Origin of the sequence: Amycolatopsis sp. BJA-103 (assembly GCF_002849735.1) — a bacterium.
GTDB lineage: Bacteria > Actinomycetota > Actinomycetes > Mycobacteriales > Pseudonocardiaceae > Amycolatopsis.
This window is the reverse complement of record NZ_CP017780.1, coordinates 9,029,939-9,052,241: the sequence shown is the minus strand read 5'-3', so window position 1 is coordinate 9,052,241 and position 22,303 is coordinate 9,029,939. Positions and strand designations below refer to the sequence as shown.

Below are 22,303 nucleotides of genomic sequence, written 5' to 3'. Positions count from 1 at the left end.
GCAATGGCACGCCGTAAGGGCACCACCACCAAGGTCGACCCCTCCGCGTTCGACCGGCCCGGCGCGAACGTCTTCGACAACTCGCTGAAGACGGAGATCGAGGATTCGTACCTGGAGTACGCCTACTCCGTCATCCACTCGCGGGCGCTCCCGGACGCGCGAGACGGGTTGAAGCCGGTCCACCGCCGGATCATGTACTCGATGAACGAGAACGGCTACCGGCCGACGCACGCGTACGTGAAGTCGTCCCGCGTGGTCGGCGACGTGATGGGCAAGTACCACCCGCACGGCGACACGGCGATCTACGACGCCATGGTCCGGCTCGCGCAGGACTTCTCGCTCAACGTCCCGCTGGTCGACGGGCACGGCAACTTCGGCTCGCCCGACGACGGCCCGGCCGCCTCGCGATACACCGAGGCGCGGCTGTCCCCGGAGGCGATGCTGCTGGTCGGCGAACTCGGCGAGGACACCGTCGACTTCCGGCCGAACTACGACGGTTCACTCGAAGAGCCGTCGGTGCTGCCCGCGGCCTTCCCGAACCTGCTGGTCAACGGCACTTCCGGGATCGCGGTCGGGATGGCGACCAACATGATCCCGCACAACCTGACCGAGGTCATCGGCGCGGCGCGGTGGCTGATCAACCACCCGAACGCCACCCTCGACAAGCTGATGGAGTTCGTCCCGGGCCCCGACCTGCCGACCGGCGGTTCGCTGCTGGGCCTCGACGAGGTCCGCCGCGCGTACGAGACCGGCCGCGGCGTGGTGCGCATGCGCGCCAGCGCCGAGACCGGCCCGCTGGAAGGCAGCCGCGGCCGCCAGGCGATCACCGTCACCGAGCTGCCGTACGGCGTCGGCCCGGAGAAGGTGATCGAGAAGATCACCGACGAGGTCAACAAGTCCAAGCGGCTCACCGGCATCGCCGACGTCAAGGACCTCACCGACCGCGAGAACGGCACACGGCTGGTCGTCGAATGCAAGGTCGGCGTGAACCCGCAGGCGCTGCTGGCGGACCTGTACCGGCTGACGCCGCTGGAGCAGTCCTTCGGCATCAACAACCTGGTGCTGGTCGAAGGACAGCCGCGGACGCTGGGGCTCAAGGCGCTGCTGGAGGTCTTCCTCAGCCACCGCTACGAGGTCGTCACCCGCCGCACGCGCTACCGCCGCCGCAAGCGCGAAGAGCGTCTGCACCTGGTCGAGGGCCTGCTGGCGGCCCTGCTCAACATCGACAAGGTGATCAAGCTGATCCGCGAGAGCGAGAACGCCGCGGCCGCGAAGGACGGCCTGATGAAGCGGTTCAAGCTCTCGGAGATCCAGGCGACGTACATCCTGGACACCCCGCTGCGGCGGCTCACGAAGTACGACCGCATCGAACTCGAGGCCGAGCAGGACAAGCTGCGCGAAGAGATCGCCGAGCTGTCGAAGATCCTCGACGACGAGACGGTGCTGAAGAAGGTCGTCTCGGCCGAACTGGCCAAGGTCGCCAAGGACTCCCCGACCGAACGCCGCACCGCGCTGATCGACGGCGACCTCAAGGAGGTCCTCGCCGCGTCGAAGCCGTCCGGTCCGCTGGAGGTCACCGACGACCCGTGCCAGGTGATCCTGTCGGCCACCGGCCTGGTCGCGCGGACGGCCGCGGAATCGGAGGAGGCGTCGGAAGTACGGCGCCGCAACGGCCGCGTCAAACACGACTCCGTGTCCGCCGTCGTGCATTCGACCGCGCGCGGTCAGGTGCTGCTGGTGACCAACCGCGGACGTGCGTTCAAGACCGATGTGCTGCCGCTGCCGGTGCTGCCCGAGCAGGCGGGCACCGTCTCCCTGCGCGGCGGGATGGCCGCGAAGGAACTGGTACCGCTGGAAAAGGGCGAGCACGTCGTCGGGCTGGCTCCGCTCGGCGAGCAGGCGGCCGGCTCCCCAGGCCTCGCGCTCGGCACGAAACTCGGAGTCGTGAAGGTGTGCGCGCCGGAATGGCCGGTCCGCTCCGACGAGTTCGACGTGATCAGCCTGAAGGACGGCGACGAGGTCGTCGGCGCCACCTGGCTCACCGACGGCAACGAGACACTGGCGTTCCTGTCGTCCGAAGCGTCACTGCTGCGCTACGCCGCTTCGCTGGTAAGGCCACAGGGCCTCAAGGGCGGTGGCATGGCCGGGATCGTGGTGCGCGGTGAGGCGGAAGTGGTCTTCTTCGGTGCGATCCGGACCGACGACGCCGAGCACGGCGAGCCGATGGTCGTCACCGCGACCGGCGCGAGCGTGAAGGTGACCCCGTTCAACGAGTACCCGGCCAAGGGCCGCGCGACCGGCGGTGTCCGGGCACAGCGGTTCCTCAAGGGCGAGACGCGACTGATCGTCGGCTGGATCGGCCCGCGCCCGGCCGGCGCGGCCCGCAACGGCGACCCCGTGGAACTGCCCGAGATCGACCCGCGCCGCGACGGCTCCGGCCACGCGCACCCGGGTCCCGAGGTCGTGGGTCACCTCATCGAACGCACCTAGGCCGTCGCCGCATTTAGTCCTCTGAATGCGAAACGCCTCCTGCCCCCTTGCTCGCGCCCGGCGCGAGCAAGGGGGTTTCCTGTGCCGGACGGCCGTCTGCCTGCGGATGGCGTAAGACATGAGGGCACTGTCTGCGCCCCTAAGAGGCAAGCCTGGGACCTTCGCTCACCTGAGCGCCCAGGCCACGCGGCGTTTTCAGCATAGATCTCTCGGCCTCGTTGCCGAAATCGTAGGGATCCAGGGCATGACGACTCGGGAACCTCATCCGAACTCCGGCGTCCCGGCATTTCAAGAGTCCATTCGGGCGATTCCCATTTTCCTTGTTTCCAGTTGACCTTGCGGCCGGGCTGCGGATACATTTCCGATCGGCCAGCTCGGCCCAGACACTTCACGCAATGACGCGGATAGCAGAGCTGCGACTCTTGTACTGAGGGGAATTCGGATGTCGAGTTTTGTCGACCTGCTCAACTCACCGAAAGACACGCGACCGAACATAAAGTTCGAACAGCCAGGAGAACAATCGGACAGTCAGAACATTCTCGCCCGCGTCGCATTCGAAAAGAATGGGTTCGCCCCCGAATTGCACAAGGGCGTGCCGACGGTGGGCGTACCGATGACCACGGAGACCGAGCCGGGATTCCACGAGGTTTTCGCCGCTTCGGGCCCGGTCGTGGCGGGCAAGGAAGGCGGCCTGGTCTACGCCGTGGACGGCCGCCATCTGTTCTGCTCCGTTCAGGTCAGCGAGCGCGGCGTCTATCGCGATGCGGCCCGGATCGCCTACGACTCCGCCTTCGAGCTCGCCACGCGTCTCGGCTACCCGAACATCCTGCGCATGTGGAACCTGGTCGGCGGCATCATCGACGACAACGCCGACGGCGTGGAGGTCTACCGCGACTTCTGCGCGGGACGGTCCGAAGCCTTCGCCTTGTGGTCAGGCAGAATCCTGCACATCCCGGCGGCCACCGGGATCGGCACCCGGGGCAATGGCGTGTACCTCTACTTCATCTCCGGGCGCGCCGATGCCGACGTGCACCACCTCGAGAACCCCCGGCAGACTCCTGCCTACCACTACCCGGACAGCTATGGCCCCAAGGCGCCGAGTTTCGCGCGAGCCACCTTCGCCGACGGAATCCTGTACATTTCCGGGACCGCCAGCATCATCGGCGACGAAACCGTGCACAAGGGGGACATCTCCGGCCAGGTCGACGTCACCTTGGAGAACATCGCGGCGTTGATCAGCACGGAAAACCTGGGGAAAGTCCGGGCGGAAGGCGGCTACACCCTCCAGGACCTCGACTTGATCAAGGTTTACGTCAGCCGTTCCGAAGACATCCCGTTCGTCCGCTCGCGGTGCAAGGAAGTCTTTTCTCCCGATGCGCGGGTCGTCTATTTGAACGTCGACATCTGCCGCCCCGATCTGCTCGTCGAAATCGAGGCGATAGTCCAATGAATCTGGCCCGTCATCTTGCCGCACTCGCCGAAGAAAAAGGCTGGTCAGGGCGAACCGCCTACCATACCGAAGATACGAAGGTGTCTTACACGGAGTTGTACGCCGGTTCGGCACGCTACGCCGGTGGACTGGCCGCACACGGGGTGAAGGCGGGAGACCGTGTCCTGCTGGTGCTCCCCGACGGTGTCGAACTCGTGCAAGCCGTCCTCGGCACGATCCGGCTGGGGGCCGTGGCGATCCCTCTCAACACCTTCATCCACGAGGCGGCCATCGGTCGTGCGGCCGAAACCGCGAGCCCTTTCCTGACCATCGCGGAACCGGGGACACCCGGGCTCGACCAGGTCGACCCGGTCCCACCGGCCCGGCTGCGCGACCATGAGCCGGTGACCGGGTACGCCGCGGCCGACGCGGATACGCCGGCGTTCGCCTTCTTCACCTCCGGCACGACAGGGACTCCCCGGCTTTGCTTCCACACGCACGGTGACCCGGAGATCTACGACCAGGCCATCGGCTCGGTGGTGGACCTCACCCCGGACGACATCACCCTTTCCGTTTCGCGAATGTACTTCTCCTACGGATTCGGCAACTCCATCCTCTTGCCGCTGCTTCGCGGAGGCTCGACGGTGCTCAGCCGCGAGCGTCTCACCGAATCCGCGGCCCTGGAGCTGATCACCCGGCATCAGGTTTCGGTCCTTTATGGACAGCCCAGCTTCTACGCCCGGCTGCTCCAGCAGCCGTTCGCCGCGGTGCTCCGCGGCCTGAGGCTGGCGCTGGTCGCCGGCGAACCCCTGCCCGAAAGCGTCGAAACCACGCTCCGCGAAACGCTCGGGGCGAGGTTCCTCAATATTTTCGGCACGACTGAAATAGGTCACGCGCTGATCGCGAACACCCTGTCCTCGCAACGGGACGGCAGCATCGGCCGGATTCTCCCGCCGTACCGCATGCGGATCGTCGACCAGCTGCGCCGAGAAGTGGCGGCCGGTGTGGAGGGGAAGCTGGAGGTCCGTGGCCCGACGATCGCGCCCGGGGTCCCTCGCGGTTCCGACACGCCACTGCGCACGCCGGACGACTGGTACGTGACCGGCGATGCCGCCACCGTCGATCCCGACGGCTTCGTCCGCCTGCACGGCAGGCTGGACGACATCGAGATCGTCGGCGGGCAGAACGTGCATCCCGCCGAAATCGAAGATCTCCTGGTGAGTCACCCCGCCGTCCGCGCGGCCGGTGTCTGTTCGGTGCGCCGGGAATCCTCCACGACCTCACTGCGCGCCCACGTCGAACTGGACGAGGGCGCCGAGCCGGACCGGGTGATCGCCGAGATCGGTTCCCTGACGCAGAACAACCTGAGCTGGTACGAGATCCCGGAGGACATCATCGTCGTCGAATCCCTTCCCCGCACTCCGGTCGGCAAGCTGGACCGCCGGGCGCTCCGGACGCTGGCGGCCGTCCGATGAGCACCCGGACCGAGGCCGAGGCCGGGCTCGACATCAAGGCCGTCGCCGCGATCACCGTCACGTTGGTCTTGTGGGCGTCCGCCTTCGTCGGGATCCGCTTCGCCGGTGCGCACTACGAGCCGGGGTCGCTCGCCTTGGGCAGGCTCCTGGTCGGCGCGCTCGCCCTGGGCGCGATCGCGGCGATCAAGGGAATGCCGCTCCCGCCGCGCAAGGCCTGGCCCGGCATCGCCGGCGCCGGGGTCTTCTGGTTCGGCCTGTACATGGTCGCGCTGAACTGGGGCGAACGCTATACCGACGCGGGGACGGCGTCGCTCCTGGTCGGGATCGGCCCGGTCTTCGCCGCCATCCTCGCCGGGATCGTCCTGAAGGAAGGGCTCCCCCGCCCTCTGGTGATCGGGCTCGTCGTCGCTTTCACCGGCGCGGCGATCGTGGGGCTCGCCTCGCAGCACGGCTCCTCCAGTGCCCTCGGCGTCGCGCTCTGCTTGCTGGCGGCGGCGGGATACGCGGTGGGAGTCGTCTCCCAGAAACCGGCTTTGAGCCACGCGACCGCGTTGCAGGCCACGACCTTCGGCTGCGTCGTCGGCGCCGTCGCCTGTCTTCCGTTCAGCGGTCAGCTGATCCACGATGTGGCGACAGCACCGGCATCGGCCACCTGGTCGGTGGTCTATCTGGGCTTGCTGCCCACCGCGCTCGCCTTCTACACCTGGGCCTACGCGTTGTCCCGGACGCCCGCCGGAAAGCTCGGTGTGACCACCTATGTGGTCCCGGTGATCGTGATCGCGCTGTCCTGGCTGTTCCTCGACGAGGTTCCCACTCTGCTCGCAGTCCTTGGCGGGGCTCTGTGCCTTGCCGGCGTCGGCGTTTCCCGGACCAAGAAACGGAGAGCGCAGTGACCACGATCCCCGATCACGAACTGTTGCCGAGCCCGGCGGAACTGACCGCCGAACATCCCGTTCCCAGCCAGGTCATCGACGAAATCCGGGAACACCGCTCGGAGATCACCGACGTGCTCAACGGTCGTGACGGACGGGTGCTGGCCGTCGTCGGCCCGTGTTCCGTCCACGACCCGGTCGCTGTCCTCGACTACGCCGAACGGCTGGCGAAGGCGGCCGAACCGATGAAGGACCATTTGCTCGTCGTGCTGCGGGCGTACCTGGAAAAACCGCGAACCGGGGTCGGCTGGAAGGGCCTGCTCCACGATCCCTGGCTCGACGGCTCCGAAGACATCGCCGGTGGCCTGCGCACCGGCCGCCGGTTCTTGACCATGGCCGCGGAGAGTGGTCTGCCACTGGCGGGGGAATTCGTCGAGCCGATGCTCGCCCCCTATGTGAGCGATCTCCTCAGCTACGGTGCCATCGGAGCGCGGACGGTCTCCAGCCAGTCGCACCGGGAACTCGCGTCCCAGCTGCCGATGCCGATCGGGATCAAGAACGGTCTCGACGGTGACTTGCCGGTCGCCACCGCCGCGATCCACTGCGCCCGCACCGCGCAGCGCCACCCGGCGGTGAACGAACACGGCGCGCTCGTCGTGCGAAGTTCGCCCGGCAACCCGGCGGCACACCTGATCCTCCGTGGCACCGCGGCCGGGGCCAACTACGACCCGGAGAACGTGGACGCGGCCATCGAGGGGTTACGCGCCACGAAGTCCTTGGACCGTGTCGTCGTGGACGCGTCGCACGGCAACTCCCGCAAGGACCATCGTCGCCAGGGCGGTGTCGTCGCCGACATCGCGCGCCGGATCGCCTGTGGTGAGCGGGGAATCGCGGGGATCATGATGGAGTCGTTCCTCGAAGCGGGACGACAGGACCATCCGGCGCCGTACGGGGTGAGCATCACCGACGCCTGTCTCGACCTGGGCAGCACCGTGTCGGTGCTGGAGTCGCTCGCCGACTCCGTGCGACTGGGCCGGTCAGTCGTCCTCGGGTGACCTCCGCCCAGTGTCAGGAAAGGGTCGTTCAGGACGTTTTTCGTCTTGAACGACCCTTTCCTGACGCACGCGATAGCAAAGGTCCCTTGCTCCCGCTCAGCGACCCAGCAGCCCCTTCGCGATGTGCGTCACCTGGATCTCGTTGCTTCCCGCGTAGATCATCAGCGACTTCGCGTCCCGGGCCAGCTGCTCCACCCGGTACTCCGCCATGTACCCGTTGCCGCCGAACAACTGCACGGCCTCCATCGCGACCTCGGTCGCCGCCTCCGACGAGTACAGCTTCATCGCCGAAGCCTCGGCCAGCGTCGGCATCTTGCCCGCGCGCAGCGTCTCGATCAGCTGGAACACCATGTTCTGCACGTTGATCCGCGCGACCTCCATCTTCGCCAGCTTGAGCTGGATCAGCTGGAACCGCCCGATCTCCTGGCCCCACAGCTTCCGGTTCTTCGCGTAGTCCACGCAGAGCCGGTGGCATTCGTTGATGATCCCGAGCGCCAGCGCCGCCACCCCGATCCGCTCGACGGCGAAGCCGGACTTCACCTCGGCCTTGCTGTCGCCGTCTCGGCTGTTCTCGGACTCGCCCAGCAGCCGATCGCGCCCGAGCCGGACGTCGCTGAAGAACAGCTCGCCGGTCGGCGACGACATCATGCCCATCTTCTTGAACGGCTTGCCCTGCGTGAGCCCAGGCATGCCCTTGTCGAGCACGAAGGTCAGCACCTTGCGATCACGGACGGCGGCGCCGTCGCCTTCGTCGAGCTTCGCGTAGACGATGATCGTGTCGGCATACGGGCCGTTGGTGATGAACGTCTTCTGTCCATTGAGGACGTACTCGTCGCCGTCACGCCGCACCGACGTCTTCATGCCGCCGAAAGCGTCCGAGCCGGAGTCGGGCTCGGTGATCGCCCACGCGCCGACCTTCTCGAACGTCGCCAGCCCGGGCAGCCAGCGTTCCTTCTGCGCCCGCGTGCCCTTGGTCAGGATCGTCTGCGCGGTCAGGCCGATGCTCACGCCGAGCGAAGCGACGATGCCGAGGCTCACCCCGGCCAGCTCGCTCACCGCGATGAGCGCCATCGCCTCCTGCCCACCGAACGCGAGCCCGCCACCACCGGATCCCGAGCCACCCTCCTTCGCCAGCAGTTTCGTCACCGATTCCCGCGCGAGCGCGTCGATGCCGAAGGCGGCGAACATCTTGCGGATGAGGTCGTACGGCGGCAGCGTCCCGCTTTCGAGTTCGTCGACGTGCGGCCGGATCTCCTTGTCGACGAACTCGCGGATCGCGTCCCGGATCAGCAGTTCGGTCTCGGACCACTCGATCACGGCAGCCTCGCCGCGATGTCGTCGATCTCCCAGGCTTCCTCGGTTTCGATCACCTTGACGTCGTGCCAGCCCGCGAGTTCCGAGATCGCGCCACCCTGCACCGCGAACACCTTGCCGGTGAGCGGGCACTTCTCGGTCGCGAGGTAGGCCACCAGCGGGGAGATGTTGGCCGGGGAGAACGCGTCGAACTCCCCTTCCTCCACCTCCTGCGCGAAGATCGCGCCCATCCCCGGCGTCGCCAGGGTGAGCCGCGTGCGCGCGATCGGCGCGATCGCGTTGACCCGCACGCCATAGCGTTCCAGTTCCTCGGCGGCGACCAGGGTCAGCGCGGCGATCCCCGCTTTCGCCGCGCCGTAGTTCGCCTGTCCCGCATTCGGCAGCGTGACCCCGGAAGCCGACGCGGTGTTGATCACCGAGCCCGCCACCCGCTCGCCCGCCTTGCTCGCCGTCTTCCAGTACGCGGCCGCGTGCCGCAGCACCGCCGCGTGCCCCTTGAGGTGCACCGCGATCACGGAATCCCACTGGGACTCCTCGAGCCCGGCGATGAACGCGTCGCGCAGGATTCCCGCGTTGTTCACGACGACGTCGAGCCTGCCGAACTCGTCCACCGCCTGCGCGACCAGCTCGGCGGCGCCCGCCCAGTCCGCGACATTGGCCGTGTTCGCCACGGCCTTCCCGCCCGCCGCGCGGATCTCGTCGGCGACCTCCTGTGCCGGGCCGACATCGGCGCCGCTTCCGTCGTTCGCCCCGCCGAGGTCGTTGACCACGACGCTCGCGCCCTCCCGCGCGAACAGCAGCGCGTGCTCGCGGCCGATCCCGCGACCGGCGCCGGTGATGACGGCGACCCGCCCGTCGAGTGCTCCCATGACTTTGGCTCCTACTCCGCGAATTCCGCGAGACCGTCTTTGATCACGACGGTCTCGCCGACGGTGGTTTCGAACGCGTGACTCCCGGCGCCGGCACGCCAGATCCGCGTCGTCAGGTCCTGGCCGGGCAGTACCGGTTTGGCGAACCGGACGGCGAACCTTTTCAGTCTGTCCACATCGGACCCGGCGACCTCGGTCAGCAGCGCCCAGGACGTGAACGCCATGGTGCACAGGCCGTGCGCGATGATCCCCGGCAGTCCCGAATCCTTCGCGACCTCTTCGTCGAGATGGATCGGCATCGGGTCGCCCGCGGCGGGCGCGTACCGGTACGTCTGGTCGTCGTCGACGTGCTGCTTCACCTCCGCCACCGGTGCCTGTGCACGCAGCGCGTCGTCGAACTTGTGCTCCGGCCCGAGTTCGCCCCGGGTCTCGCCGGTGTCGAACCCGCGGACGAACAACGTCACGTACTGCTCGTTGACGAGGTCGCCGCCCTCGGTCCGGCATTCGAGGTGGATGGTGCCGCGGGTGCCGTTCGGGAGACCCTCGTACCCGGTCATCCGCGCCCGCGAAACGAGCTTGTCACCGGGCTTGATCGGCCGGTGGAAGCGGAATTCCTGTTCCCCGTGCACGATCCGGCCGAACAGCCCGACCGGGACGACCTCCAGCGCGGGTTCCATCAGCGACTCGAACACCGGCACGATCGCGAACACGGGGCTCGCGACGTCCCCGGCGAGATGCGCCGGGATCGGGTCGTTGGTGGCCTTCGCGTACTCGATCAGCCGTTCGCGGGTCACCTCGAACCGGGACTCGTCGGTCCACTTGCCGAGCCCGGCGGGATCGAACCGCTCGTCGGTCACGCGACCAGCGCCTTGAAGTTCTCGAGGGAGGCGTCGAGGTTCTTCTTGCCGTCCTTCTCGACGGCCTTGCCGAGCGCGCCGATGATCATCTGGCCCGCGAACTCCGCGTCGATGCTGGCGAGCGAGCCGTCGCCGGACGCTTCCACGGACAGCTCGAACTTGACCTTCACCCCGGCCATCCCGGTCCCGGAGATCGCGAGCTTCGAGGGCGCCTCGAACTCGTCGACGGTCCAGGTGATCGTGTTCGGCATCCCGAGCATCGTGACGACCTCGGAAGCCTGCGCCCCCTTGGAGAACTCGGCCGGGACCTCGCCCTTCCACTTGGTGTGGATGGTCAGCCACTTCTCGAAGTTGTTGGGGTTGGAGAACTCCGCCCAGACCTTGTCGGGAGCGGCGGGGAGTTCGACGGAGGCACTGATCTTGCCCATGGTTCTTCCTTTCGGTGAGATCAGCGCACGGCGCGCTGGTAGGCGGTGACGACGGCGGCGCCACCGAGTCCGATGTTGTGCTGCAGCGCGGCTTCGACGCCGTCGACCTGGCGCTTGTCCGCGGTTCCCCGCAGCTGCCAGGTCAGTTCGGCGCATTGCGCGAGGCCGGTGGCGCCGAGCGGGTGCCCCTTGGAGATCAGCCCGCCGGACGGGTTGACGACCCATTTCCCGCCGTAGGTGGTGTCCCCGGAGTCGACCAGCTTCCCGGCCTCCCCTGCGGCGCAGAGTCCCAGCGCTTCGTAGAGCAGGAGTTCGTTGGCGGAGAAGCAGTCGTGCAGCTCGATGACCTGGAAGTCCTCCGGTCCGAGCCCGGCCTGGTCGTAGACCTGGCGCGAGGCCTGGACGTTCATGTCGTGGCCGATGATGTTCTTCGCGGTCCCGTCGAAGGTGCTGGCGAAGTCGGTGGTCATCGCCTGCCCGACGATCTCGACGGCCTGGTCCGCGAGCCCGTGCGAGTCCACAAAGGACTCGCTGGCGAGGATCGCCGCGCCCGAACCGTCCGAAGTCGGGGAGCACTGGAGCTTCGTGAGCGGGTCGTAGATCATCCGCGAGTCCAGGATGTCCTGCAGCGAATAGCTTTCCTGGAACTGCGCGTACGGGTTGTTCACCGAGTGCCGGTGGTTCTTCTCGCCGATCTTGGCGAAGTGCTCGGCGGTCGTGCCGTAGGTCTTCATATGCTCACGGCCCGCCGCGCCGAACATCCACGGCGCGGGCGGGAAGAGCACCTCGGAGATCTCCGCGAGCGCCTGGAGGTGCTTGCCCATCGGCTGCTCGCGGTCGTCGTAGGTCGAGCCGAGTGATCCAGGCTGCATCTTCTCGAACCCCAGCGCGAGCACGCAGTCCGCGCGGCCGCCCCGGATCGCCTCCGCGGCCAGGTACAGCGCGGTCGACCCGGTCGAGCAGTTGTTGTTGACGTTGACCACCGGGATGCCGGTCATGCCCAGCTCGTAGACCGCGCGCTGCCCTGAGGTCGACTCGCCGTAGACGTAGCCGACGTAAGCCTGCCGCACCTCGTCGAACGAGATCCCGGCGTCTGCGAGCGCCTTGGTCCCGGACTCCTTGGCCATCTGCGGGTAGTCCCAGTCCTCGCGGCGTCCGGGTTTCTCGAACTTCGTCATGCCCACGCCGACGACGTACACCTTGTTGGCCACCACGACGCTCCTTGTCGTTGCCGGTCGCTACTGGAACTGAAGATACAGACAGGTCTGTATTTATCAACCCCTTACATACAATCCTGCACGGATGTTACTTACGGCACGCTCAGTGTCAGGTGACGCAGACGGCCGGCTCGCACCCCCGTTAAACAGGGTGGACACGACTCACAGGGGGTTTCGATGAAACGTACGAGCCTGGTCATGGCGGCCACCGTCGCCGCCGGACTGCTGTCGGCGGGCACCGCGTCGGCGAGCGAATGGACGATGAGCTACCTGCCGTTGCCGCCCGGCGGCGCCGCCGCGCGAGTGACCACGACGGACGGCGCCGGTGGCTACGCGGGGACCTACGACGGGCGGCTGATCACCTGGGCGGGCGGGACCTTCCAGGACCGCGGCCTCCCGGCGGGCTACACCTCGGTCGAAGCGGTGGACGAGAACGCGTCCGGGTCGGTCCTCGGCAACGCCGTCTACTACCCGGAAGGGAGCCGCTACCCGGGCAAGCACGCTTTCGCCTTCGAGAACGGCGGCTTCCGGTTCCTGGGGAAGGTTCCGGGCTACTACAACACGCAAGCCCTCGGCACGAACGACCGCGGCGACGTCGTCGGCACGGTGTTCAACGACATCCGCTACGGCTCCACCGCCGCTTTCTGGCCGTCCGGCGACCGTGAGCACCCGGTGCTGCTGGACGTCCCGCCGCTGCTCTCCCCCGTCGACATCGACCAGGACGGAACCATCCTGCTGAACGAACAGTTCGGCGGCACCTGGCTCTGGAAGGAAGGCGTGCTGCGGCAACTCGTCCTCCCCGAGGGCCTTCGCGAATCGAGGGGAATCGCGATCCGGAACGGGAAGGTGCTGGCGTCGACTCAGCTGGGCGACCGGCTCTGGTCGTCCATCGACACCTCCGAGGAGATCCCGGGCGGCATGTACACGACGGCGCTCAACGGATCCGGGCTGGTCACGGGCTACATCTCACCGAGGACCCCCGCGGTGTGGTCACCGGGCGGCACGATCACGACGCTCCCCGCGCCCATTCAGGGGCACGGCGTCGTCGTGGGCGACAACGGCGAGGTCGCGGGCGCGCTGCAGGGCGGCTACGAGAACGCTCCTGTGGTGTGGCGCCGTGGCTAAGGTCGGGATATGGATCCCGAGGAGCTTCGTCAGCGGTTCTCCCAGCTGACCACCGCGCATCTGACCGACGGCTGCGTCCGCGCGGGCGTACCGGTCCGATGCGCGCCCGCCGGCACGCACGCGGTCGTGCCCGGCGGCCGCGTGGCCGGGCGGGTCACCCCCGCCCGGCACGTCGGCAGTGTCGACGTCTTCCTGGAGGCGTACGAAACCGCGAACCCCGGCGACATCCTCGTCGTCGACAACCGCGGAAGGCTCGACGAAAGCTGCGTCGGGGACCTCGCCGTCCTCGAAGCGGAGGCGGCCGGGCTGAGCGGCGTCGTCATCTGGGGCCTGCACCGCGACACCGCCGACATCAAGAAGATCGGCCTGCCCGTGTTCAGCCTCGGCTCGATCCCGACCGGCCCGCTCTCGGTCTCGGCCCGCCCGGACGGCGCGCTGGACTCGGCCGTCGTCGGCGAATGGACGGTGACCCGGGACGACCTCGTGTTCGGCGACGAGGACGGGGTCCTGTTCATCGCGGCCGACCGGGCCGACGAGGTCCTGGACCGCGCCGAAGGCATCCGCGACACCGAACGGCTCCAGGCCGAGCGGATCCGCGCCGGAGAGTCCCTTCGCGAGCAGGTGCGCTTCGCCGACTTCCTCGCGGAGCGCGCGAAGACGCCTTCGCTGACGTTCCGCGAACACCTGCGATCGGTCGGCGGCGCCATCGAGGAGTAGCAAGGGACCTTTGGTATCGCCCGCGCGACTGGGTGCTGGGGGCACCGGGCGGAGCTGTCCGTGAAGGCCTCCTTCCCTACCTTCAGGGTAGGCAAGGAGGCCTTCACGGACTGGACTTACGAGGTCTTCACGCCGCCGAGCCACAGCAGACCGTCGATGACGAAGCGGTTCTGCACCTCACTGCCGAACGTCGAAGACAGCGGCTGGTTCGTCTCGTAGTTCATCTTGTTGTGGCCGAAGTTGGCGTACAGCATCTTGTACTTGTTGTTGGTCCAGAGGATCGGGTAGTACCCGCTGTACCAGGACTGGTTCGGGTCGGTCCCCAGCGGGAAGCTCACCGGGTCCACCGACGCGAGGATCCGGATGTCCGGGTTCTTGCGCAGGTCGCTGTTCCAGGCGTACCACTCGCTCACCGACGAGGTGAACGTCGCGGGCAGCCGCGTGGTCGAGGGATGCGGCCGGTTCTCCACCTTCAGCGTCGCCGTCGTCGGTCCCCAGGTGTTGGACTTGAACGCGCCCGTGCCGAGGAGCTTGTTGTGGTACCAGTCCCAAGTGGACGGATTGGTGTTGAACGCCGCCACGTGGAAACCGAAGAACGCGCCGCCCGCCTTCACGTAGCGCTCGAAGCCCGCGCGCTGCGACGAGGTCTGCGGCAGGTCGTCCAGGAACAGCACGACCTGGTACTGCGAAGGCTGCAGCGAGTTCAGCTGGTTCCAGTTGTTGGTCGCGGTGTAGCTGAAGTTGTTCTGCGAAGCGGTGTTCGGGAACCACTGGTTGGCTTCCTTGACGAAGCTGATGTGCGCCGCGTCGTAGGTGCCGTTGTAGAAGGCCAGCACCTTGAACGCGGGTGCCGCCTGTGCCGTCACCGGCGCCAGCGCCAGTGCGAGACACGAAACGAACAGCAGAGCGAGCCGGACCGCGATTTTCTTCATCTTGCTCACCACCCATGCCGATAGCGAAGGCCGAACCCGAACGGGAACAGCCCGGACTTTCCGTCGCCGACGTTGATCGGCTGCTGGTCAGCACTGCGCATCCAGGTCACCGGCAACTTGCCGGTGGGGTTGTAGTCGCCGAAGAGCACGTCCGCGACGCCCTGGCCTTCCGAGCCGGGCAACCACGACGCGATCAACCCGTCCCAAGCCGGCACCTGCCGGGCGATGTCCAGCGGCCGCCCGGAAACGAGCACCACCACCGTCGGGACGCCGCTGTCCTGCAGCCGCTTCAAGGTCGCCAGATCTTCGGCGTCGAGCCCCATTCCCTCCGGCTTGTCACCGCGGCCTTCGGCGTACGGCGTCTCCCCGACCACCGCGACGGCGACGTCGTAGGACTTGTCGATCCCGTTCGCGTCCTTGTCGAAGGTGACCGTGGACGACGGCTTCGCGGTGTGCCGGATCCCTTGCAGGATGGTCGTTCCCTCGGTGACCGGACCGCTCTTGCCCTGCCAGCCGACCGTCCAGCCGCCACTCTGGTTCCCGATGTCGTCGGCGCTCTTGCCCGCGACGAAGATCCGGTTGCGCGACTTGTCCAGCGGCAGCACCCGGTTCTCGTTCTTCAGCAGCACCTGCGATTGCCGGACGGCCTGCCGCGCGAGGGCGCGGTGCTCGTCGCTGCCGACGGTCTTGAGGAACCGGCGATCGGTCAGCGGCCGTTCGAACAGGCCCAGCTCGAACTTCTTCGTCAGGATGCGCTTGTTCGCGTCGTCGATCCGCGCCTGCGTGACCCGCCCGGCGAGGACTTCGGCCTTGAGCGTGTCCATGAATTTCTGGTACTCGAAGGGCACCATCACCATGTCGATGCCGGCGTTGATCGACGCGGTGACCTCGGCCGGGGTGAAGCCCGGCTGCCGGTCGATCTGGTCGATGCCGTTGTAGTCCGAGATCACGATGCCGGAGAACTTGAGTTCCTTCTTGAGCACGTCGTTGATCAGGTAGGAACCGGCGTGCATCTTGAGGCCGTTCCAGCTGCTGTAGGAGATCATCACCGAGCCGACGTTGCGGCGGACGGCCTCGCGGAACGGCGGCAGGTGCACCGCGCGCAGTTCGGCTTCGCTGATGTCGGTCTCGCCCTGGTCGTCGCCCCCGGTGGTGCCGCCGTCGCCGATGTAGTGCTTCGCGGTCGCGAGCACCGATCCGGGCGCGGACAGCGAACGGCCCTGCATACCGTCGATGGCCGTCGTCATCGCGGACGCGATTTCCGGTACCTCGCCGAAGGATTCGTACGTGCGTCCCCACCGGTCGTTGCGCGCGACGCACAGGCACGGCGCGAAGTTCCAGTCGATTCCGGTGCCCGAGACCTCTTCGGCGGTCGCGCGGCCGATCTTCTCGACCAGCGCGGGATCGCGCGTCGCGCCGAGGCCGATGTTGTGCGGGAAGACCGTGGCGCCGTAGAGCCCATTGTGGCCGTGGACGGCGTCGACACCGTAGATCAGTGGAATGCCGAGCCGGGTCGCGAGAGCTTCCTTCTGGAAGTTGTCGTACATGTCGGCCCACGTGACCGCGTTGTTCGGGGTCGGCTGGGAACTGCCGCCGGAGAGCAGGGAACCGAGCATGCCCTTGGTGACGTCGCCGGGCGCCTTGATCCCGAGCCGCTCGGCCTGCGTCATCTGGCCGATCTTCTCGTCGAGGGTCATCCGCGAAAGCAGATCGGCCACGCGCACCTTCACCGGCCGCCAGGCGTCCCGGTAAGCGGGGCCGTTTCCGGCCAGTGCCGGGGTATGCGACCCCAGCACCAGCGCGGCCGTCACTATCCCCAGGGTGAATCTCCGCATCCGGGTCCTCCTCGACACCATGCGTAAGTTCAAGGCTTGAATTAACGCATGATGGAGGTCGCATGGTCTAGACCTGCGGAAAAGACGGTTCCCGGTGACCGACACCGGCCCGGATCGATAACCTGGGGATTATGGAACTGCGGGACATCGAGATCTTCTTGGCGCTGGCCGACGAGCTGCATTTCGGCCGCACCGCCGAGCGGCTGCACGTCTCGCAGGCACGGGTGAGCCAGACGATCAAACAGGTGGAACGCCGGATCGGCGCCCCGCTGTTCGCCCGCACCAGCAGGCGGGTCCAGCTCACCCCGATCGGCAAACGGCTGCGCGACGACCTCGGCCCCGCGTACCGCGCGCTGCACGAAGGCATCGAACGCGCGGTCGCGGCCGGGCGCGGGATCGGCGGCGTGCTGCGGCTGGGCTTCGAGGCCCCCGGCGTCGCCGATCTGACCGAGGATCTCCTGAATCGCTTCCGGCAGCGTCATCCCGGCACGGAATTGCTCATCCGGGAGGCCGACTTCGCCGACCCGTTCGCGATGCTGCGATCGGGTGAGGTCGACGTCCTGGTGACCCTGCTTCCGGTCGACGAAGCCGATCTCGCGACCGGACCGGCCGTGTACACCGAACCGATGGTGCTCGCGGTGTCGTCGAAACACCCTTTCGCGCGACGAAAGTCAGTCACCCTGGACGATCTCGCGCGCGACACCGTCCTCCGCGCGGCACATCCGCCGGAGCCGTACTGGTTCGAGGAACCGCGGCAATGGCTGACGCCTGCCGGACATCTCGTGACCCGGGGCAAGCCCTTCGCGACGTTTCAGGAACTGCTCGCCGCGATCGCCACCGGCGCCGGAATCTGCCCGCTCGCCGCGCACGCGCAGGAGTACTTCAGCCACCCGCGAATCCGCTTCGTGCCCTTCGCGGGTTCACCCGACGTCGAGTGGGGCCTCGTCTGGCCGCGCTCCGCCGAGACAGCCCGCGTGCAGGCCCTCGCGTCCGTCGCCTCCGCTTCGCGCCCCTGACGCCCCCGCAATTCGTCCTCTAGTTGCGATCCTTGCACGCGCAACTACCGCAACTAGAGGACTAAACGCGGCGAAAAACTAGCCGACGACCTTCTTCACCCAGTCCTGCTCGAGCTTCACGACCTGCCCGTTCGAGGCGACCGTCGGCGTGCCGAAGCCGGGACCGTTGCCGAAGTCCTGCTGCAGCGACGGATCCGTGGAGATCTTCTTGTACGCGTCCTGGATCTGCTGCTCGTAGACGCCGGTGTTGATCGCCGTCGCGAAGGCCGGGTCGGTGATGCCGACGTCCTTGCCGAGCTTGATCAGCTGCGCCTTGTCGAATCCGCGCGCGCCTTCCTGCGGCTGGTCCTTGAACAGCGCGTCGTGGAAGGCGAGGAACTTGCCCGCGTCGGCCGCGGCGAGCGAGGCGTTGGCGGAGTCCAGCGAGTAGCCCGGCGGGTCGGAACGCTGGTTCAGCATCGGCAGCATGTGATAGCGGACCTGCAGGGTCCCGTTGTTCACCTGCTCCTCGATCTGCCCCTTGAACGACTCTTCGAACTGCTTGCAAACAGGGCACAGGAAGTCGGCGTAGACGTCGATGGACTTCTTCGCCTCGGGCTTGCCGGCCGTCACGACGGCCCCGTCGCGCTTCTCGACGACACCCGCCGCCCAGGTGCCCGACTGCGCCGCGATCACCTTGCCCTCGGTGCTGTCCTTGCTGGACGTCGTCCAGATCACGCCACCGATCACCAGCGCGGCGAGCACGACCACCGCGACCGTGATCGCGACGACCTTCTTCTTGTCGCCGCCCGCGACGCCCCTGGCCTGTGCCACCGAGCGCGAGGCCGTCTGCTGCTGCTTGCGTTTCCGAGCGTTGCGCTCAGCTCCACCCACGATTATTCGTTCCCTTCAGCGATACCCACATAGTCGTCGTCGGCGGGGACCCGAGAGTTCCCGAGCCAGCCGTCCACGGACAGCCAGGTCCGCGGCCGCACGATCAGCCAGACACCCAGCAGGGCGAACCCGAGGTCCCTGGCGATCTCCTGCGGATACTGCGTCTGATCCGCGGCGATCTGACCGCCACCGCCGAAGCAGCCGCAATCGATGCTCAGCCCGCGCGCCCACGATTGGGCGATCGCGGCGATGAGCACCGCGAGCAGCAGCACCGACAGCACCGACGCCCAGCGGGTCACGAACCCGGCGAGCAGGAGCAGGCCGAGCGCCAGTTCGGCGAGCGGCATCCCGATCGCGACCGGGCGGACGAGCCCGTCCGGCAGGACGTCGAACGCCTGCACGGCGACATAGGTCTGCCCCGGATCGCTGATCTTCAGCGCTCCGGAAATCAACCAGACGGCGGCCAGTCCGAGCCGGGCGAGGGTGCCCACGGCGTCGAGCACGACTTGGGGCGGTCTACGCACGGGCCTAGGCTAGCCGTCGACCCTGAGAACAACGTGAGGCGGCGGACGGAGGTACCCGATGAGGGGACGCGCCCTGCTGATGGTCTGTTTGATGCTGGTCACAACGACGGCCTGCAGCAAAGAGGCAGGTCCGGCGGATTCCCTCGTCGCGCGCGCCGTCGGGTCCAACAAACTCACCATCGGCATCCGCTTCGACCAGCCGGGACTTTCCAAACGGACGGTCGACGGGCGGTACGTCGGCTTCGACGTCGACGTGGCGAAGTACATCGCGAGCGAATTGGGTGTCGACCAGGATCACATCACCTGGCACGACAGCAAGCCGTCGTCGCGCGAGACGGACATAACATCCGGGGTGACGGACCTGATCGTGGCGACCTACTCGATCACCGAAAAACGGAAACAGACGGTCGCCTTCGCCGGGCCGTATTTCGACACCGGCCAGGACCTGCTCGTCCGCCTCCGGTCGACCGACATCACCGGTCCCGAGAACCTCAACGGCCGCAAACTGTGCGCCGTGGGCGGCACCACCTCGGCCGAGCAGGTGCGCGACAAGTTCGCCCAAGCCGTCCAGCTCGTCGAGTACCCGCGCTACCAGGACTGCGTCACGGCGCTGCTCGCGGGACAGGTGGACGCGGTGACCACCGACGACGTCATCCTGGCGGGCTACGTGGCGCAGAACCCGGAGTTGCTGAGAGTCGTCGGCAAGCCGTTCTCGAAGGAGAAATACGGCGTCGGCCTGCGCAAGGGTGACATCGAGGGCCGCGCCGCGGTGGCCAGGGCCATCCAGAAGATGATCTCTTCCGGTGACTGGCTCGACTCGCTGAACCGCAACATCGGCCCGTCCGGCTACCGGATCCCGCCCCCGCCGCAGGTCACCGAGCAGTGATCCTTCCCGATCTGCCGGTTCGCGCCGTCCTGCCCGAACTCGAAGCCGCGCTCGACGCCCATGGCACCGCCGTGCTCGTCGCGCCCCCTGGAACCGGCAAGACCACCCTGGTGCCGCTCGCACTGGACAACGGCGAAGGCCGGGTGATCGTCGCCGAACCGAGGCGGCTGGCCGCGCGGGCCGCGGCGGCGCGGATGGCGTCCCTGCTGGGCGAACGCGTCGGCGAGACGGTCGGTTACTCGGTGCGCGGAGACCGGAAGGTGTCGTCTTCGACACGGATCGAAGTGGTCACCTCGGGTCTGCTGGTCCGGCGGGTGCAGGGCGATCCCGAACTGGCCGGGGTGTCGACCGTCCTGCTCGACGAATGCCACGAGCGCCACCTCGACGCGGATCTGCTGCTCGCGCTGCTGTTGGACGTGCGCGCCGGGCTGCGGGACGACCTGCGCCTGCTCGCGACGTCGGCCACCGTGGCCGCCGGACGGCTGGCGGCCCTGCTCGGGGACGCGCCGGTGATCACCGCGCACGCGCGAACCTATCCGGTCGACGTCTCGTACTCCCCGCCCGCACGTGGCGAGCGGATCGAGACGACCGTGGTCCGGGCGATCCACAAAGCACTGTCCGAAGGAGACGGTGACGTCCTCGCCTTCCTTCCCGGCGCCGGTGAAATCGCCAGGGTCAGCGGAATGCTCGGCGGCCTGGACGCGGACGTGCTGCCCCTGCACGGGCGGCTTTCGGCGGCGAGCCAGGACGACGCGCTGCGCCCGCGTGCCCGCCGCCGGGTGGTGCTCTCGACGTCGGTCGCCGAGTCCAGCCTGACCGTGCCGGGTGTCCGCGCGGTGGTGGACTGCGGCCTGTCCCGGGTCCCCCGCGTCGATCACCGGCGCGGACTGCCGGGGCTGGCGACGGTCCGCGTTTCGGCCGCGGTCGCGGAACAGCGCACCGGCCGGGCCGGGCGCGAGGCGCCGGGGCGCGCGTATCGGTGCTGGGCGGCGCACGAGCAAGGTTCCCTGCCCGCCTACCCCGAACCCGAGATCAGGACGGCGGAACTGGCGCGTTTCGCACTCGAACTCGCGTGCTGGTCCACTCCGGACGGCTCCGGCCTCTCCTGGTGGGACCCGCCGGGCGAAGGCGCGCTGGCCGCCGGTCGCGCGCTGCTGACCACGCTCGGGGCGACCACCGAAGACGGCACGGTGACCGAACGCGGCCGAAAGATGGCCGGGCTCGGCCTGCATCCGCGCTTGGCGCGGGCGCTGCTGGACGGCGCGGCGCGGACCAACGCGCGTTCGGCGGCCGAGGTCGTCGCGCTGCTGGACAGCGGCGGCACGCTGACCGATCTCGAAGCCGAACTGCGGCGCGTGCGGGACGACGGGCGCTGGAAGTCCGACGTGCGGCGGCTGACCAAGCTGGTACCCGACGGCGGCAAGGCGTCCGATCCTGCGCTGGTAGTGGCCTTGGCGCATCCCGAGCGGCTCGCACGGCGGCGTTCCGCGGGCACGCCGGTGTACCTGATGGCCGGCGGCACGGCGGCGGAACTGCCGCGCGGCAGCGGGCTGGCGGACGTCGAATGGCTGGCGGTGGCCGAAGCGACCCGCGATCCCGGCCGCGCGCAGGGCATCATCCGGCTGGCCGCCCCCGCCGACGAGGCCCTCGCCGTGCGCGCGGCGCCGAATCTCGTTTCGACGGTGGACGAAGTGCACTGGGCGGGCGGGGATGTCGTGGCGCGTTCAGTGCGGCGGCTCGGGGCGATCGTGCTGTCGGAGAAGCCGTTGCGCTCCCCCGCGCCGGACGCGATCCGCGCCGCGCTGCTGGACGGCCTGCGCACCGAGGGGCTCGGCCTGCTGCGCTGGTCGGAGGACGGGCGGCGACTGCGCGAACGGCTCTCCTTCCTGCATCGGGTGCTGGGCTCGCCTTGGCCCGCGGTCGACGAAGCCGCCCTGTTGTCCACTGTGGACAGCTGGCTCGATCTCGGCTCGGCGCGCCGCCGGTCGGACCTGGCTTCGCTGGACGCGGGCGCCGCGCTGCGCGGGCTGATGCCCTGGCCCGAAGCGTCGCGCTTGGACGAGTTGGCGCCGGACCGGCTGGAGGTGCCGTCGGGTTCGCGGATCCGGGTCGACTATTCGGGTGAGCAGCCCGTGCTGGCCGTGAAACTGCAGGAGACCTTCGGCTGGCTCGCGACACCGGAGCTTGCGGGCGTCCCCGTCGTCCTGCACCTGCTCTCACCGGCCGGTCGGCCCGCGGCGGTCACCGCGGATCTGGAGTCGTTCTGGCGCAACGGTTACGCGGCCGTACGCGCCGATCTCCGCGGGCGCTATCCGAAGCATCCCTGGCCGGAAGACCCGCTGGGTGCCGCGCCCACGCGGCGGACCACGCGGCGCGGCGGGACGTGACC

19 protein-coding genes are annotated in these 22,303 nt (G+C 68.2%); 10 read left to right on the top strand and 9 right to left on the bottom strand.

Going from position 1 to position 22,303, the window contains the following annotated elements; translation table 11 throughout:
* Nucleotides 1-3: 3 nt before the first annotated feature.
* The 5 genes from BKN51_RS41075 to BKN51_RS41055 all read left to right on the top strand — a co-directional run bounded on the left by BKN51_RS41075 (nt 4) and on the right by BKN51_RS41055 (nt 7,321).
* Nucleotides 4-2,490: a DNA gyrase/topoisomerase IV subunit A gene (locus tag BKN51_RS41075; protein ID WP_101612676.1), complete on the top strand. Its 2,487-nt coding sequence runs from the start codon at nt 4-6 to the stop codon at nt 2,488-2,490.
* Between the two features lie 442 nt (nt 2,491-2,932).
* Nucleotides 2,933-3,940 carry an FkbO/Hyg5 family chorismatase gene (locus tag BKN51_RS41070; RefSeq protein ID WP_101612675.1) on the top strand — a complete coding sequence of 336 codons (1,008 nt, stop codon included), beginning with the start codon at nt 2,933-2,935 and terminating at the stop codon, nt 3,938-3,940.
* Nucleotides 3,937-5,394: a class I adenylate-forming enzyme family protein gene (locus tag BKN51_RS41065; RefSeq protein WP_101612674.1), complete on the top strand. Its 1,458-nt coding sequence runs from the start codon at nt 3,937-3,939 to the stop codon at nt 5,392-5,394. The genes BKN51_RS41070 and BKN51_RS41065 overlap by 4 nt, the downstream gene beginning before the upstream one ends.
* The gene (locus tag BKN51_RS41060) at nt 5,391-6,287 is read left to right on the top strand and encodes a DMT family transporter (RefSeq protein WP_101612673.1); all 897 of its coding nucleotides are present in this window, start codon (nt 5,391-5,393) and stop codon (nt 6,285-6,287) included. Before BKN51_RS41065 ends, BKN51_RS41060 begins: the two co-directional genes overlap by 4 nt.
* The gene (locus BKN51_RS41055) at nt 6,284-7,321 is read left to right on the top strand and encodes a 3-deoxy-7-phosphoheptulonate synthase (protein ID WP_101612672.1); all 1,038 of its coding nucleotides are present in this window, start codon (nt 6,284-6,286) and stop codon (nt 7,319-7,321) included. The genes BKN51_RS41060 and BKN51_RS41055 overlap by 4 nt, the downstream gene beginning before the upstream one ends.
* Before the next feature lie 96 nt (nt 7,322-7,417).
* On the opposite strand, the gene BKN51_RS41050 is transcribed toward BKN51_RS41055, so the two are convergent.
* Genes BKN51_RS41050 through BKN51_RS41030 form a run of 5 tightly spaced genes read right to left on the bottom strand, consistent with a single transcriptional unit; the run spans nt 7,418 to nt 12,003 of the window.
* A complete protein-coding gene (locus BKN51_RS41050; protein WP_101612671.1) occupies nt 7,418-8,638 on the bottom strand; it encodes an acyl-CoA dehydrogenase family protein in 1,221 nt (406 codons plus the stop codon).
* The gene (locus tag BKN51_RS41045; protein WP_101612670.1) at nt 8,635-9,504 is read right to left on the bottom strand and encodes an SDR family oxidoreductase; all 870 of its coding nucleotides are present in this window, start codon (nt 9,502-9,504) and stop codon (nt 8,635-8,637) included. Before BKN51_RS41045 ends, BKN51_RS41050 begins: the two co-directional genes overlap by 4 nt.
* Before the next feature lie 11 nt (nt 9,505-9,515).
* On the bottom strand, nt 9,516-10,361 hold the full coding sequence (locus BKN51_RS41040; protein ID WP_101612669.1) for a MaoC/PaaZ C-terminal domain-containing protein: 846 nt from the start codon (nt 10,359-10,361) through the stop codon (nt 9,516-9,518).
* Nucleotides 10,358-10,789 (bottom strand): type II toxin-antitoxin system Rv0910 family toxin, encoded by a 432-nt coding sequence (locus tag BKN51_RS41035; RefSeq protein ID WP_101612668.1) that lies wholly within the window; start codon nt 10,787-10,789, stop codon nt 10,358-10,360. The genes BKN51_RS41040 and BKN51_RS41035 overlap by 4 nt, the downstream gene beginning before the upstream one ends.
* A gap of 20 nt (nt 10,790-10,809) precedes the next feature.
* Nucleotides 10,810-12,003, bottom strand: a complete 1,194-nt coding sequence (locus tag BKN51_RS41030; protein WP_199193066.1) for a lipid-transfer protein — start codon at nt 12,001-12,003, stop codon at nt 10,810-10,812.
* 180 nt (nt 12,004-12,183) lie between these two features.
* Here BKN51_RS41030 and BKN51_RS41025 point away from each other — a divergent pair, with 180 nt between their 5' ends.
* Together BKN51_RS41025 and BKN51_RS41020 are read left to right on the top strand one after the other, a co-directional pair.
* The gene (locus BKN51_RS41025) at nt 12,184-13,131 is read left to right on the top strand and encodes a hypothetical protein (RefSeq protein WP_233223778.1); all 948 of its coding nucleotides are present in this window, start codon (nt 12,184-12,186) and stop codon (nt 13,129-13,131) included.
* A gap of 9 nt (nt 13,132-13,140) precedes the next feature.
* Nucleotides 13,141-13,848, top strand: a complete 708-nt coding sequence (locus BKN51_RS41020) for an RraA family protein (RefSeq protein ID WP_101612667.1) — start codon at nt 13,141-13,143, stop codon at nt 13,846-13,848.
* Between the two features lie 116 nt (nt 13,849-13,964).
* On the opposite strand, the gene BKN51_RS41015 is transcribed toward BKN51_RS41020, so the two are convergent.
* A complete protein-coding gene (locus tag BKN51_RS41015) occupies nt 13,965-14,780 on the bottom strand; it encodes a ThuA domain-containing protein (RefSeq protein WP_101612666.1) in 816 nt (271 codons plus the stop codon).
* A 5-nt stretch (nt 14,781-14,785) separates the two neighbouring features.
* Nucleotides 14,786-16,615 carry a glycoside hydrolase family 3 protein gene (locus tag BKN51_RS41010; RefSeq protein WP_101612665.1) on the bottom strand — a complete coding sequence of 610 codons (1,830 nt, stop codon included), beginning with the start codon at nt 16,613-16,615 and terminating at the stop codon, nt 14,786-14,788.
* A gap of 131 nt (nt 16,616-16,746) precedes the next feature.
* Here BKN51_RS41010 and BKN51_RS41005 point away from each other — a divergent pair, with 131 nt between their 5' ends.
* Complete coding sequence (locus tag BKN51_RS41005; protein WP_101612664.1) at nt 16,747-17,631, top strand: LysR family transcriptional regulator; 885 nt, start codon at nt 16,747-16,749, stop codon at nt 17,629-17,631.
* A gap of 78 nt (nt 17,632-17,709) precedes the next feature.
* Here the strand turns inward: BKN51_RS41005 and BKN51_RS41000 are convergent, their stop codons facing one another.
* Both BKN51_RS41000 and BKN51_RS40995 read right to left on the bottom strand, forming a co-directional pair.
* On the bottom strand, nt 17,710-18,504 hold the full coding sequence (locus BKN51_RS41000) for a DsbA family protein (protein ID WP_101612663.1): 795 nt from the start codon (nt 18,502-18,504) through the stop codon (nt 17,710-17,712).
* 2 nt (nt 18,505-18,506) lie between these two features.
* Nucleotides 18,507-18,995 (bottom strand): MauE/DoxX family redox-associated membrane protein, encoded by a 489-nt coding sequence (locus BKN51_RS40995; RefSeq protein WP_101613771.1) that lies wholly within the window; start codon nt 18,993-18,995, stop codon nt 18,507-18,509.
* A 91-nt stretch (nt 18,996-19,086) separates the two neighbouring features.
* Here BKN51_RS40995 and BKN51_RS40990 point away from each other — a divergent pair, with 91 nt between their 5' ends.
* Together BKN51_RS40990 and hrpB are read left to right on the top strand one after the other, a co-directional pair.
* Nucleotides 19,087-19,914, top strand: a complete 828-nt coding sequence (locus BKN51_RS40990) for a glutamate ABC transporter substrate-binding protein (RefSeq protein WP_101612662.1) — start codon at nt 19,087-19,089, stop codon at nt 19,912-19,914.
* Nucleotides 19,911-22,301 carry an ATP-dependent helicase HrpB gene (gene hrpB, locus BKN51_RS40985; protein WP_101612661.1) on the top strand — a complete coding sequence of 797 codons (2,391 nt, stop codon included), beginning with the start codon at nt 19,911-19,913 and terminating at the stop codon, nt 22,299-22,301. Before BKN51_RS40990 ends, hrpB begins: the two co-directional genes overlap by 4 nt.
* Nucleotides 22,302-22,303: the final 2 nt, after the last annotated feature.

Excerpts from the sequence above, each read along its gene's own strand:
- BKN51_RS41015 (WP_101612666.1), bottom strand. The coding sequence starts at position 14,780 with ATGAAGAAAATCGCGGTCCGGCTCGCTCTGCTGTTCGTTTCGTGTCTC.
- BKN51_RS41065 (WP_101612674.1), top strand. The coding sequence starts at position 3,937 with ATGAATCTGGCCCGTCATCTTGCCGCACTCGCCGAAGAAAAAGGCTGG.
- BKN51_RS41060 (WP_101612673.1), top strand. The coding sequence starts at position 5,391 with ATGAGCACCCGGACCGAGGCCGAGGCCGGGCTCGACATCAAGGCCGTC.
- BKN51_RS41005 (WP_101612664.1), top strand. The coding sequence starts at position 16,747 with ATGGAACTGCGGGACATCGAGATCTTCTTGGCGCTGGCCGACGAGCTG.
- BKN51_RS41070 (WP_101612675.1), top strand. The coding sequence starts at position 2,933 with ATGTCGAGTTTTGTCGACCTGCTCAACTCACCGAAAGACACGCGACCG.
- BKN51_RS40990 (WP_101612662.1), top strand. The coding sequence starts at position 19,087 with ATGAGGGGACGCGCCCTGCTGATGGTCTGTTTGATGCTGGTCACAACG.
- BKN51_RS41045 (WP_101612670.1), bottom strand. The coding sequence starts at position 9,504 with ATGGGAGCACTCGACGGGCGGGTCGCCGTCATCACCGGCGCCGGTCGC.
- BKN51_RS41035 (WP_101612668.1), bottom strand. The coding sequence starts at position 10,789 with ATGGGCAAGATCAGTGCCTCCGTCGAACTCCCCGCCGCTCCCGACAAG.
- BKN51_RS41075 (WP_101612676.1), top strand. The coding sequence starts at position 4 with ATGGCACGCCGTAAGGGCACCACCACCAAGGTCGACCCCTCCGCGTTC.
- BKN51_RS41025 (WP_233223778.1), top strand. The coding sequence starts at position 12,184 with ATGAAACGTACGAGCCTGGTCATGGCGGCCACCGTCGCCGCCGGACTG.
- BKN51_RS41020 (WP_101612667.1), top strand. The coding sequence starts at position 13,141 with ATGGATCCCGAGGAGCTTCGTCAGCGGTTCTCCCAGCTGACCACCGCG.
- BKN51_RS41010 (WP_101612665.1), bottom strand. The coding sequence starts at position 16,615 with ATGCGGAGATTCACCCTGGGGATAGTGACGGCCGCGCTGGTGCTGGGG.